Source organism: Variovorax sp. J31P179 (assembly GCF_030316985.1).
GTDB lineage: Bacteria > Pseudomonadota > Gammaproteobacteria > Burkholderiales > Burkholderiaceae_C > Variovorax > Variovorax ginsengisoli_B.
Genome location: NZ_JASZYL010000002.1, coordinates 730282 through 742423 on the forward strand (window position 1 = coordinate 730282; position 12142 = coordinate 742423).

Here is a 12142-nt window from a genome sequence, read left to right on the forward strand (position 1 = left end):
CGGAGTTGCGCATGGCAGCGAGCAGGATCGAACTGATGCAGCAGATGCCGATCTTCGGCGCCATTGCCGCGGACACCCTGGAGTTCCTGCTGGCGGCCGCACCGGTGGTCGAGATGCCGTCCGGCGGCTATTTCTTCCGCGAGGGCGAGCCCGGCCACGGCATGTTCGTGCTCGAGAGCGGCAGCGTGACGATCTCCAAGAGCTGGCAGCAGCACGAATTGCTCATCCGGCGCCTGGCGCAGGGCGATTGTTTCGGCGAGATGGCGCTGCTCGACCTTTTCCCGCGCAGCGCCTCGGTCCGGGCCGACGTCGACTGCCGCGCGATCGAACTCACTTCCGCGAACCTGTACCGGGTGTTCGAGCGCGACGTCGAGCAGTTCGCGCTGATCCAGATGAACATCGCCCGCGAGATGAGCCGCCGCTTGCGGATCACGGACGACCTGCTCTTCAGGGCCAGCATGGGCGACGTGCCCGAGACGCCGGAACGGCTGCTGCGGCGCTAGATCCGGCCGAGCGCGCGCTCGACGCCCTTGTTGGCGAGCGCATCCGCGCGCTCGTTGCCCGGATCGCCCGAATGGCCCTTGACCCAGCGCCATTCGATCTGGTGGCCGCCCTCGGCCACCAGCTTGTCGAGCTGCTGCCAGAGCTCGACGTTCTTCACCGGCTGCTTGGTCGAGGTCCGCCAGCCCTTGGCCTTCCAGCCGCGAATCCACTCGGTGATGCCCATGCGCACGTACTGGCTGTCCAGGTAGAGGACGACCTTGCACGGGCGCTTGAGCGCGCCCAGGCCTTCGATCACGGCCTGCAGTTCCATGCGGTTGTTGGTGGTGTTGAGTTCGCCGCCGAAAAGTTCTTTTTCGGTGGCGCCCGACTTGAGCCATGCGCCCCAGCCGCCGGGACCGGGGTTGCCCTTGCAGGCACCGTCGGTGTAGATCTGTACTTCGTTCAAGAACCGCTTCCTTCTTCTAGCTGGCCGCCATTGTCGCGCCCCCGGTGCATCTTGCCGGCGATCGGCACCGGCGCGCTGGCGCGCGATGCGGCTCGGCGCCAGTCGGCGCTCAAGAGCCGCAGCCCCCGCACCCGCTTGACGGCCACCAGGAAATAGACCGCACCGAAGATCGGCCACCAGCGCTCGCCGGCGGCATCGAACCAGCGGCAGCGCTCCAGCCAGGCCTCGCTGCGGACCGCGGGCCGGTAGACGCCGAATCGCCCGGACTCGACCTCGAAGCTCAGCAGCCGCAGCCAGTCGCGCATGCGCCGGTAACCGATGAAGTCACCGGCCTCGGGCAGGAACAGCTCGCCGAACCCGAGTCCGCGGTAGAGGTGGGCGCGCCGCTGCCGCATGCCCCAGAGGCTGGCCGGATTCAGGCCGCAGATGACGACCCGCCCTTCGGGCACCAGCACCCGCTCGACCTCGCGCAGGGTCGCGTGGGGGTCCGGGCTGAGCTCGAGCGTGTGCGGCAGCACCACGAGGTCGAGGCTGTTGGCCGGAAAAGGGAGGGCCGAAAAGTCGGTCCAGAGCGCGGGCGCGCCGGCCTGCGCCGGATCGGACAGCGCCAGCCAGCGGTGCGGCATTCGATTGGCACGCAGCCCCTGGACCTCGCTGAGGCCCAGCTGCAGCGCGTGATAACCGAAGATGTCGGCCACCGCCTGGTCGAACTGGGCCTGCTCCCAAGCCAGCAGGTAGCGGCCCGGGGGGGTCTCGAACCAATCGTGCAAACCTATAATTTGACCGCTCATGACCCTCGTTCCGCTGCCCGCCCGTGCCGACAACTACATCTGGATGCTGCAGCAGGGGCGCAACGCGATCGAGGTCGACCCAGGGGATGCAACACCCGTGTTCGATGCACCCGGGCGCGAGCAACTGCAACTGGCCGCGATTCTAGTCACGCGCCCTCGCGCCGACGGCGTCGCGACGCACCATGGATACACACTTGCTAACCTGAGATTCGTGCAAAGCATGGAACCCCGCAAGCCGGATCCCACTCACTCCACGGCGCCTTGCGCCGCATTGCGTGCGCGCTGCGAGCGGCCACGGCCCTTGCTCGCTGCCCCGCACCAATGGAAGAACGATTTTCGATGAAATTTCTGCTAGCTGCCTGCCTCGCGGGCTCCCTGTTCCTGGCGGGCTGCGCCACAGGCACCGGTCCGTCGATGGATGGGTCGTCGTCCGGTGCCGCCTCGGGCGGTGCCTCGCCGGTCTACCCGCGCGGCAGCCTCACGCCGATCACCTCCGGCGACACCAAGTCGCGCCCCGTCGTCACGCTCGCCCCGCCGGTCGACATGTGGGACCGCATTCGCCGCGGCTTCAAGATGCCCGACCTCGACGGCGACCTGGTGCGCGATCGCGAGCAGTGGTATGCCACCCGGCCCGACTACATCCAGCGCATGACCGAGCGCTCCAACCGCTACATCTTCCACATCGTCGAGGAACTCGAACGTCGCGACATGCCGACCGAGATCGCGCTGCTGCCCTACATCGAGAGCGCCTTCAATCCGCAGGCCGTGTCGAGCGCGCGCGCCGCCGGCATGTGGCAGTTCATGCCGGCCACCGGCACCGACTACGACCTGAAGCAGAACATCTTCCGCGACGACCGCCGCGATGTGGTCGCCTCGACCCGCGCGGCGCTCGACTATCTGCAGCGGCTCTACGGCATGTTCGGTGACTGGCAGCTCGCGCTGGCGGCCTACAACTGGGGCGAAGGCAACGTGGCCAAGGCGATCGCCAAGAACCAGCGCGCCGGCCTGCCGGCCACCTACAGCGACCTGTCGATGCCGGCCGAGACCCGGCTCTACGTGCCGAAGCTGCAGGCCGTGAAGAACATCGTCGCCAATCCGGCCCGCTTCAATGTCGACCTGCCGCTGATCGCCAACCACCCCTACTTCCAGACCGTCACGCTCAAGCGCGATCTCGACGTCTCGCTGGCGGCCAAGCTGGCGGACGTGCAGATCGAGGACTTCCGGGCCCTCAATCCGTCGGCCCACAAACCGGTGCTGCTGGCGGCCGGCACGCCCGAGATCCTTCTGCCGTGGGACAACGCCGCCGTGTTCCAGCGCAACTTCGAGGCCTACAGCCAGGGCCAGTACGCCAGCTGGACCGCCTGGACCGTGCCCTCGACCATGACCGTGGCCGACGCCGCACAGCGCTCGGGCATGAGCGAAGCCGACCTGCGGGCCATCAACAACGTGCCGCCGCGCATGCTGATCAAGTCGGGCTCGACCTTGATCGTTCCGCGCAGCGCGCGAGTCCAGGAAGACGTCGCGGCGGTGGTCGCCGACACCGGGCAGCTGAGCTTCCAGCCCGAGATCGTCACCCGCCGCACGGTGATCAAGGCCGGGCGCCAGGACAGCGTCGCCAGCATCGCGCGGCGCTACCGGCTGAGCCCGGCCAGCGTGGCCGAATGGAACGACGTCAAGGCCAACCACACCTTCCAGCGCGGCTATGAAGTGGTGGTGTTCCTGCCGGTGCGGGCCGCGAAGACCGCCGGCGTGGGCTCGGGCTTCGGCCGCGCGCCGGTGCTCAAGAGCAGCGCCGTGGCGCCGCGTGGCGGCACGAGCGCCAAAAGCTCGACCGCCAAGCTGACCAAGACGTCGAGCAGCAGCAAGGAAGTCGTGCGCGAGAAGCGCGGCGGCACGCCGTCGAAGAAGAAACGCTAAAGCTTTTCGGTCTCGCCACTGCGAGGCTGCCATTTCATGAGGCGCTTCTCGAGCACGCCGACGATCGCATCGAGCAGCAGCGCAAAACCGGTCAGCACCACGATGCCCGCAAACACCGTGTTGACGTCGAAGGTGCCCTCGGCCTGCAGGATGAGGTAGCCCACGCCGCGCGCCGAGCCCAGGTACTCGCCCACCACCGCACCCACGAAGGCCAGCCCGACCGAGGTGTGCAGGCTGGAGAACACCCAGCTGGTCGCGCTCGGCAGGTAGACCGTGCGCAGCAGCTGCCGCTGGCTGGCGCCGAGCATGCGCGCATTCGCCAGCACCACCGGGCTGACTTCGCGCACGCCCTGGTAGACGTTGAAGAAGACGATGAAGAACACCAGCGTGACCGCCAGCGCCACCTTGCTCCAGATGCCGAGGCCGAACCACAGCGCGAAGATCGGCGCCAGGATCACGCGCGGCATCGAGTTCGCCGCCTTGATGTAGGGATCGAAGACCAGGCTCGCGGTCGGCGCCAGGGCCAGCCAGAGGCCGCAGGCCAGGCCCAGCACGGTGCCGATCACGAAGGCCAGTACGGTCTCGAGCAAGGTGGTGCCCAGGTGCAGGTAGATGTCGGCGTTGCCCGCGAGCCCATCGGGGAACAGCGGATTGGGTGGAATCGCGAACGGCATGAACCAGCTCCAGATCCGGCCGGCCACCTGGATCGGTTCGCCGACGAAGAAGGCGAACTGCTGGTTGCGCGACGCCAGGTGCCAGCCCGCCAGCAGCGCGACCAGCACCGCCAGCTGCCAGAAGCGCGCATTGCTCTCCCTGGGTCGGAGCTTCATCTCGCCCCCAGGTTGCCCGGCACTTCGTGTCCGGGCGCCCACCCCCTGCCGGGGGCGCAGTCAGCGGCCCGGCAAAGCCGGTTCCGCGACTGCCCACGAATGGGCGCGCTGCGCGCAGCCGAAAAACAGATGCCGACCGGGTTGAGTTGGCCGGCGCAGCCAGGCCCCTTCGTGAAACACCGCGGAACTGGCTTTGCCAGCCCGCTGGTGTTGCCCCCGGTCGGGGGTGGGCGGCTACACGAAGTGAGCCAACCTGGGGGCGAGCTCATGCCACTGCCTTCAACTGCTGCGCATAGCCCTTGAGCACCTCGTCGCGCAGCACGTTCCAGATCTGCGTGTGAAGTTCGACGAAGCGCGGATGCACCCGGACCTCGGCGACGTCCCGCGGCCGCGGCAGGTCGATCTCGAACTCGCCGATCGGGTGGGTCGCGGGGCCGGCGGAGAGCACCACCACGCGGTCGCTCATCGCGATCGCTTCATCGAGATCGTGGGTGATGAAAAGCACCGCCTTCTTCTTCGCAGCCCAGAGATCCAGCACTTCGTTCTCCATCAATTGCCGGGTCTGGATGTCGAGCGCGCTGAAGGGCTCGTCCATCAGGATGATGTCCGGATCGAGCGCCAGTACTTGTGCCAGCGCGGTGCGCTTGCGCATGCCGCCGGAAAGTTGATGCGGATAACGGTCGCCGAAGCCAGCGAGGCCGACCCGCGCGAGCCAGGCCTCGGCCTGCTCCCTGGCCTGGGCATCGGGCACGCCGCGGTACTGCAGGCCCACCTTCACGTTGTCCAGCGCGCTGCGCCAGGGCATCAGGGCTTCGCTCTGGAACATGTAGCCGGCACGCGTGTTGATGCCGGACAGCGGCTGGCCGAACACCCGCACCGAACCCGACGAGGGTTCGAGCAGGCCGGCGCCGACATTCAGCAAGGTCGACTTGCCGCAGCCGGTCGGTCCGACCACCGAGACGAACTCGCCGTCGGCGATCCGCAGCGTGGTGTCAGCCACCGCGGTGTAGCGCTGGCTGTGGTCGTCTTTCGCGCGGAAGGTGCAGCGGATGTCTATCAGTTCGAGCGCGTGGGCGGCCATGGGCTTGGAAGAAAAAACCCGGCCTGGGCCGGGTTGCAGCGACACCGGGGTCAAGCTTTGAACTTGTCCTTGGCGCGCCGCGCAAATTCGTTGGTGTAGAGCTTCGCCAGGTCGATCTTTTCGGCCTTGACTGTCGGATCGAAGCTCGCGATCGCGGTGAGCGCGGTCTTGGGGCCGTCGGCCGGCACCAGTCCATCGACGGCGATGGCCTCGCGCACCTTGTCGAACGATGCAAGGTACAGGGCCCGGTCGCCCAGCAGGTAGGTCTCTGGCACGGTCTTGATGATGTCACCCGGGCCGGCGGTCTGCAGCCACTTGAGGCCATGCACGATGGCATTGGCGAGCGCCTGGCAGGTGTTCGGATTCTTCTGGATGAATTCCGACGAGGCATAGAGGCAGGCGGCCGGCATCAGGCCGCCGAACACCTCCTGAGTGCCCTTCAGCGTGCGGGTGTCGCTGATGATCTTCACGTCGCCCTTCTGCTCGAGCATGGTCATGACCGGATCGGTGTTGCTGATCGCATCGATCTGGCCCGAACGCAGCGCCGTCAGCGCGCCGGCGGCCACGCCGACGCCGATGTAGCTCACGTCGCTGGCCTTGAGCCCGCCGCGCGACAGCACCAGGTTGGCCACCATGTTGGTCGACGAGCCCGGCGCCGAGACCCCGATCTTGCGGCCCTTGAGGTCGGCGATGCCGGTGTAGCCGGGCATGTTCTTGGTCGACACGCCGATCGCGATCTGCGGCGCGCGCCCCTGCAGCACGAAGGCCTGGAAGAACTGGTTCTTGGCCTGCAGGTTGATGGTGTGCTCGAAGGCGCCCGAGCAGACATCGGCCGAGCCGCCGACCACCGCCTGCAACGCACGTGCGCCGCCGGCGAAGTCCGAGATCTCGACGTCGAGTCCTTCGGCCTTGAAGTAGCCGAGCTGCTCGGAGATGGTGAGCGGCAGGTAGTAGAACGCAGCCTTGCCACCGACCGCGATGGACACCTTGGATTTTTCGAGCTTGGGCTGGCCATGGACCAGCGGCGCCCCGATCGCAGCGGCGCCCAGCGCTGCGGCAACGGTAAAGGTACGGCGATTGAGCATGAGTGGCGCCCGCGGGCTCTTTTCGTGTGATTCGAATCGAGCTTAGGGGCGGCCCCCTGCCCCTGCATCGGGAACATCCCGTGCGGGTTTTTACGTAAACTGAAAGGCCGTTGTCCGGCCCTCAGCGACGGTCGACCAGCGCATGGGCGATGGTGCCGAGATCGACGTATTCGAGCTCGCTGCCGGCCGGCACGCCGCGCGCCAGCCGGGTCACCGAAAGTCCGCGCTGCTTGAGCGCATCGCCGATCACATGGGCCGTGGCTTCGCCCTCGGCGGTGAAGTTGGTGGCGAGGATCACCTCGCTCACGGTGCCGTCGAGCGCGCGCGCGAACAGCTTCGCGAGTCCGATGTCGTTCGGCCCCACGCCGTCGAGCGGGCTCAGCTTGCCCATCAGCACGAAGTAGTAGCCGCGAAACACGCCGGTGCGCTCGAGCGCGGCCTGGTCGGCCGGGGTCTCGACCACGCACAGCTTGGTGCCGTCGCGCCGGGCATCCTGGCAGACGCTGCAGACCTGGCCTTCCGTGAAGGTGTTGCAGCGCTCGCAATGGCGCACGTTGCTGGCCGCCTGCTGCAGGGCGCGCGCGAGCATCAGCGTGCCTTCGCGGTCGTGCTGCAGCAGGTGGAAGGCCATGCGCGAGGCCGACTTGGCACCGACGCCGGGCAACCGGCGCAGCGCCTCGACCAGCGCATCGAGCGAACTGGAATCCGCCATCGAGGACCGATGGAGGCTCAGAACGGCAGCTTCATGCCGGGCGGCAGGCCGGGCATGCCGGCGGTCAGCTTGCCCATCTTCTGCTCGCTGGTTTCCTCGGCCTTGCGCACGGCGGCATTGAAGGCTGCGGCCACCAGGTCTTCGAGCATGTCCTTGTCGTCGGCCAGCAGGCTGGGGTCGATCGTGATGCGCTTGACGTCGTGCTTGCAGGTCATGACGACTTTCACGAGACCGGCACCCGATTCGCCTTCGACCTCGATGGTGGCCAGTTCTTCCTGGGCCTTCTTGAGGTTGTCCTGCATCGCCTGCGCCTGCTTCATGAGGCCGGCCAGTTGTCCTTTGTTGAACATGGGGGATCCTGTTGATCGTTGAAAAAAAGAGTCTAGTCAGTTGGGGACAGAGCAAAAACTGCTTTGCAGTTTCTTGGTCTGTCCCGCAAGTTTCAATCAGTTGAGGACAGAGCAAAAACTGCTGCGCAGTTTCTTGATCTGTCCCGCAAGGTCTCAGGAGGGCCGCAGCGTCCCCGGAACGATTCTCGCGTCCCAGTCGCGCATCATCGACTGCACCTCGGGGTCGTTGTGGATCGCTTCCTCGGCGATGCGCTGGCGTTCTTCGGCGGCCTGCCGGTTGCGGCGGGCCGGGCTGTCGACCACGCCGCCGATCTCGATGGCGATTGTCACCGAGTGGCCGAGGGCCGCGAGCGCCGCCTGCAGCTTCTCGCGGCTGCTGGTCTGGTTGAGCGACTCGCGCTCGACCCGCAGCAGCCACTGGTCGACATCGCGCGCCACCAGCTGCGATTGCAGGGCGAGCTCGCGCGTCAGCGCAGTGATCGCCTCGGCCACCACCATCCGCGTCACGGTGGCATGCCAGAAATCGCCCTCCTCGCTCGGCGGGATCGGCGTCGAGGCTACCGCCGACGGCGCCTCGCGGGCGCCGGCCGGCGGCTGCACGCGCACCGGCATCGCCATCAGCCTGGCGGCCGGTTCGGGCGTGGCGGCCGCCCTGGGCGGCGCGGCAGCGCTCAGCGCCGGGGCCTCGACCACCGGCAGCCGATGGCCCGGCGCCGCGGGAGCCGCCACCGCTGGGGGCCGCACCGGCTCGACCGGCACTGGCGCAGCCACCGGGGGAGGAGACAGCGGCGCGGCCGTGGGTGCCTGCGCAGCCGCAGGCACGGCGTCATTCAGAGTTTTTTTTTCCGCGCCGGCCGAAGCGGTGGGCTTGAAGGCCAGCAGGCGCAGCAGCACCATCGTGAGCGCCGCGTACTCGTCGGGCGCCAGGCCGAGCTCGCCGCGGCCGTGCAGGCAGAGGCTGTAGAGCAGCTGGGTTTCGTCGGCCGGCAGCAGGGCCGCGAGGCGGGCCGTCTCCGCCGCGTCTGGGTCGGCGCCATCGCGCGACTCGGCCCGCGAAGGCACCGCCTGCAGCACCGCCATCGCCTGCAGCACGGTGGTCATTTCCTCCAGCGTGGAAGCGGCGGAGAGACCGTCGCGGCGCAGCCCTTCGGAGGTCTCGACCACCGTCTTTCCATCGCCCTGCGACAGCGCCTCGATCAGCCGGAACACGTGCCCGCGATCGACGCTGCCGAGCATCTGGCGCACGCCCGTCTCCAGCAGTTCGCCGTTGCCGAAGGCAATGGCCTGATCGGTCAGCGACAGCGCATCGCGCATCGAGCCGCGGGCGGCGCGCGAAATCAGGCGCAGCGCCAAGGGTTCGGCCGGCACGGCTTCGGACTGCAGCACCTGCGTGAGGTGTTCGAGCACGGTCTCGGGCGCCATCGGCCGCAGGTTGAACTGCAGGCAGCGCGACAGCACCGTGACCGGCACCTTCTGCGGGTCGGTCGTGGCCAGCACGAACTTGAGATATTCGGGCGGCTCCTCGAGCGTCTTCAGCATCGCGTTGAACGCGTGGCCGGTGAGCATGTGGACTTCGTCGATCATGAAGACCTTGAAACGGCCCTGCACCGGCTTGTAGACCGCCTGCTCCAGCAGCGCCTGGACCTCGTCGACGCCCCGGTTGGAGGCGGCATCGAGCTCGGTGTAGTCGACGAAGCGGCCGGCGTCGATGTCCTTGCACGCCTGGCATAGGCCGCACGGCGTGGCCGTGATGCCACCCTGCCCGTCGGGCCCCTGGCAATTGAGCGACTTGGCCAGGATGCGGGAGACGGTGGTCTTGCCGACGCCGCGCGTGCCGGTGAAGAGGTAGGCGTGATGCAGCCGCTGCGAGGTCAGCGCGTTCTCGAGCGCCTGGACGACGTGCTCCTGGCCGACCATCTCGCTGAAGGTTCGGGGACGGTGTTTGCGAGCGAGCACGAGGTAGGCCATCGCCGCATTTTAGGGCGACGCGGCGACCACCTCGCGCAGCGGCCTAGGCCATCTTGCGGATGGCTTTCGCGCTCGCCGCGCCTAGCATGGAAAAACACGAGGAGATCGACATGCCCACTGCGACCCGCAAGGCGGCCCGCCCGGCTGCCGCCAAGAAATCCAGCGCGCGCGGCGCCGTCGAGGCGCGGCGCTATTGTGCGCAGCCGGTGCAGCCGGTGCGCCAGTTCGACGCCGGCGTCGCTGCCGGCCGCGTGCGTGCCATCCTGGCCGCAGGCAAGAAGTGGGTCGGCGGCACCCAGATCACCTACTACTGCTTCAAGCGCGGCGACAGCGTGCCCGCCGCCTGGCAGGGCAGCGGCGCCGATATCGCGGTCGTCGACAGTTCCTTCGAAACCTGGGCCAAGCTCGGGCTCAGCATCGGATTCCGGCGCGTGGAGGCGCCCGAGGATGCGATGGTGCGGATCGGCTTCGATCCGCAGGACGGTTCCTGGTCCTATGTCGGGCGCGATGTGCTCAACACCCGGTCGCCGCAGGAACGCACGATGAACTTCGGCTGGTCGCTGACCACCGCCTACGGGCATGACACGGCGCTGCACGAGATCGGCCATACGCTCGGCCTCGAGCACGAGCACCAGAACCCGAACGCCGGCATCTCCTGGAACCGCGACGCCGTGCTGAGCTATTTCAAGGGGCCGCCGAACAACTGGGACGAGTCGCAGATCGAGTGGAACATCCTGCGCAAGATCCCGGTGTCGGAGATCAAGGGCACGACCTGGGACCCGGACTCGGTCATGGAGTACCAGTTCGATGCCGGGTTGATCATCGCGCCGGAGAAATACCAGGCCGGCCTGCAGCCCAAGGGCGGGCTCTCTTTCGCGGACAAGGCCTGGGTGGTGGAGTCGTACCCGGGCGTCCGGACGCCGGCGGCGACGCCGCTGAAGATCGGGCTGTCGCAACTGCTGAAGCTCAAGGCCGGGGAGACCCGCACCTTCGAGTTCTCGCCGACCCGCACCCGTACCTACAACATCGGCACCTTCGGCACCTCGGACACCGTGCTGGTGCTGTTCGAGGTCACGCCGACCGGCAACGTGCAGATCGCCGGCGCGGACGACAGCGGCACCGACCTCAATGCCAAGGTGACGATGCGGCTGCAGAAGGGCCGCAAGTACCAGGTGGGCGTGCGCCTCTACTACGCCGACGCGGCGCTCGAAACCTCGTTGATGGTCTGGTGAAGGCCGAGGCTTTCGCGGTCGCTTACAATCCTCGGTTGACGGGCCTCCCCGCATGGTGAAGTGGCCAACCGGGTCAGGTGGGGAACCAAGCAGCCCTAACTGCGTAGCCAGTGCCGGGGGTAAGGCTCGTCAACCTATAAAAAAGCCGTGAGTTTTTCAACAACTCACGCGCTGACAAGGACTTGCAAATCCTCCCTGTCGATCCGCGATGCTGAAGCCGCAGGCCTCTCGGTCAGTCGAGCTGCAGGCCGGCCGCCTGCGCTGCCTTGGGGAGAACCGCCAACTCGCGCTTGAGCACCTCCGCGAAATCCGCGGTGCTGTTGCCACTGACCGGCGCCACGCCGCCGAGTTCGTTCAGCCGCTTGCGAAAGCCCGGTTCGGCGACGATCTGCGCGATCTTTTCGTTCAGGAGCTTCACCACCGGCGCCGGCGTCCTGGCCGGCGCCACCACGCCGAACCAGACGTCGAAGTCCACGCCCCCTGGCACGCCCTGCTCGGTCAGTGTGGGGATGCCCGGCCACAGCTCTGAGCGGCCGTTGCGCAGCACGCCGATGGCGCGCAGCTTGCCCGATTGCACGAAGCTGCGCGCATCGCCCGTACCGAGCAGGCCCCACGCCACCTCGTTGGCCATCAGCGCCTGCACCAGCGGCGCGCCGCCCTTGTAGGGCACGTGCACGAAGTTGCCGTTCGCGTGCGCATTGATCGATTCGGAAGCCAGGTGCGACAGGCCGCCCGCACCAGCCGAACCGTAGGCCAGCCCGTCCTTGCCGGCCTTCTTGCCCGCCGCCAGCAGTTCCTGCACGTTCTTGTAGGGAGAGTTTTCCGGCACGACCAGCAGCAGCGGCGCCAGCGAAACCTGGGCGACCGGCACGAAGTCGGAAGCAGCAAACCCGGCCTTCTTGTAGATCACCGGGTTGATCGACAGCATCCCCGTCAGCGTCATCGCCAGGGTGTGGCCATCGGGGCTGCTTTGCGCCACGGCGTTCATCGCGATGTTGCCGCCGGCGCCGGGGCGGTTCTCGACCACGATGGGCTGGCCGAGTTCCTCCTGGAGTCGAGGGACAAGCATGCGCGCCGCCACGTCGGTCGCGCCACCCGCCGGGTACGGCACGATGATCCGGATCGGCTTCGTCGGATAGGCGCTGCCTTGCGCCATCGCTGCGCCAAAAGCCAGCGCCAGAGTGCCGGCCACCACGAGGTGGCCCATCAGCTTGAAAGTACGCACGT

13 protein-coding genes and 1 other RNA gene are annotated in these 12142 nt (G+C 67.6%); 5 read left to right on the top strand and 9 right to left on the bottom strand.

The genetic code is table 11. From position 1 onward, the window contains the following. The first annotated feature begins 11 nt into the window (after positions 1–11). Positions 12–503, top strand: a complete 492-nt coding sequence (locus QTI17_RS07865) for a Crp/Fnr family transcriptional regulator (RefSeq protein ID WP_286532063.1) — start codon at positions 12–14, stop codon at positions 501–503. On the opposite strand, the gene rnhA is transcribed toward QTI17_RS07865, so the two are convergent. Together rnhA and QTI17_RS07875 are read right to left on the bottom strand one after the other, a co-directional pair. After that, positions 500–949 carry a ribonuclease HI gene (rnhA, locus tag QTI17_RS07870; RefSeq protein ID WP_286509015.1) on the bottom strand — a complete coding sequence of 150 codons (450 nt, stop codon included), beginning with the start codon at positions 947–949 and terminating at the stop codon, positions 500–502. The two genes, QTI17_RS07865 and rnhA, sit on opposite strands and share 4 nt — an antisense overlap. Further along, positions 946–1740 carry a class I SAM-dependent methyltransferase gene (locus QTI17_RS07875; protein ID WP_286532065.1) on the bottom strand — a complete coding sequence of 265 codons (795 nt, stop codon included), beginning with the start codon at positions 1738–1740 and terminating at the stop codon, positions 946–948. The genes rnhA and QTI17_RS07875 overlap by 4 nt, the downstream gene beginning before the upstream one ends. Between QTI17_RS07875 and QTI17_RS35215 the strand changes: the two genes are divergently transcribed. Together QTI17_RS35215 and QTI17_RS07885 are read left to right on the top strand one after the other, a co-directional pair. Further along, entirely contained in the window at positions 1739–2083 is a 345-nt protein-coding gene (locus QTI17_RS35215; protein ID WP_503011029.1) for a hypothetical protein, read from the top strand. The two genes, QTI17_RS07875 and QTI17_RS35215, sit on opposite strands and share 2 nt — an antisense overlap. After that, entirely contained in the window at positions 2080–3657 is a 1578-nt protein-coding gene (locus QTI17_RS07885; RefSeq protein WP_286532067.1) for a transglycosylase SLT domain-containing protein, read from the top strand. Before QTI17_RS35215 ends, QTI17_RS07885 begins: the two co-directional genes overlap by 4 nt. On the opposite strand, the gene QTI17_RS07890 is transcribed toward QTI17_RS07885, so the two are convergent. The 6 genes from QTI17_RS07890 to dnaX form a co-directional block, all read right to left on the bottom strand. Continuing rightward, positions 3654–4487: an ABC transporter permease gene (locus QTI17_RS07890; RefSeq protein ID WP_286532069.1), complete on the bottom strand. Its 834-nt coding sequence runs from the start codon at positions 4485–4487 to the stop codon at positions 3654–3656. The genes QTI17_RS07885 and QTI17_RS07890 overlap by 4 nt on opposite strands. A 265-nt stretch (positions 4488–4752) precedes the next feature. Further along, entirely contained in the window at positions 4753–5568 is an 816-nt protein-coding gene (locus QTI17_RS07895; RefSeq protein WP_286532070.1) for an ABC transporter ATP-binding protein, read from the bottom strand. 50 nt (positions 5569–5618) lie between these two features. Further along, a complete protein-coding gene (locus QTI17_RS07900; RefSeq protein ID WP_286532072.1) occupies positions 5619–6653 on the bottom strand; it encodes an ABC transporter substrate-binding protein in 1035 nt (344 codons plus the stop codon). A 121-nt stretch (positions 6654–6774) separates the two neighbouring features. Then, positions 6775–7365 (bottom strand): recombination mediator RecR, encoded by a 591-nt coding sequence (gene recR, locus QTI17_RS07905; protein ID WP_286528760.1) that lies wholly within the window; start codon positions 7363–7365, stop codon positions 6775–6777. A gap of 17 nt (positions 7366–7382) precedes the next feature. After that, the gene (locus tag QTI17_RS07910; protein ID WP_012747441.1) at positions 7383–7715 is read right to left on the bottom strand and encodes a YbaB/EbfC family nucleoid-associated protein; all 333 of its coding nucleotides are present in this window, start codon (positions 7713–7715) and stop codon (positions 7383–7385) included. Between the two features lie 153 nt (positions 7716–7868). After that, positions 7869–9683 (bottom strand): DNA polymerase III subunit gamma/tau, encoded by a 1815-nt coding sequence (dnaX, locus tag QTI17_RS07915; RefSeq protein WP_286532074.1) that lies wholly within the window; start codon positions 9681–9683, stop codon positions 7869–7871. Between the two features lie 110 nt (positions 9684–9793). On the opposite strand from dnaX, the gene QTI17_RS07920 reads away from it, so the two are divergent. After that, positions 9794–10915 (top strand): M12 family metallopeptidase, encoded by a 1122-nt coding sequence (locus QTI17_RS07920; protein ID WP_286532076.1) that lies wholly within the window; start codon positions 9794–9796, stop codon positions 10913–10915. A 37-nt stretch (positions 10916–10952) separates the two neighbouring features. Further along, an RNA gene (gene ffs / locus QTI17_RS07925) (signal recognition particle sRNA small type) lies at positions 10953–11049 on the top strand. A gap of 98 nt (positions 11050–11147) precedes the next feature. Here ffs and QTI17_RS07930 read toward each other — a convergent pair. Further along, entirely contained in the window at positions 11148–12140 is a 993-nt protein-coding gene (locus QTI17_RS07930; RefSeq protein WP_286532078.1) for a Bug family tripartite tricarboxylate transporter substrate binding protein, read from the bottom strand. Between the last annotated feature and the right edge of the window lie 2 nt (positions 12141–12142).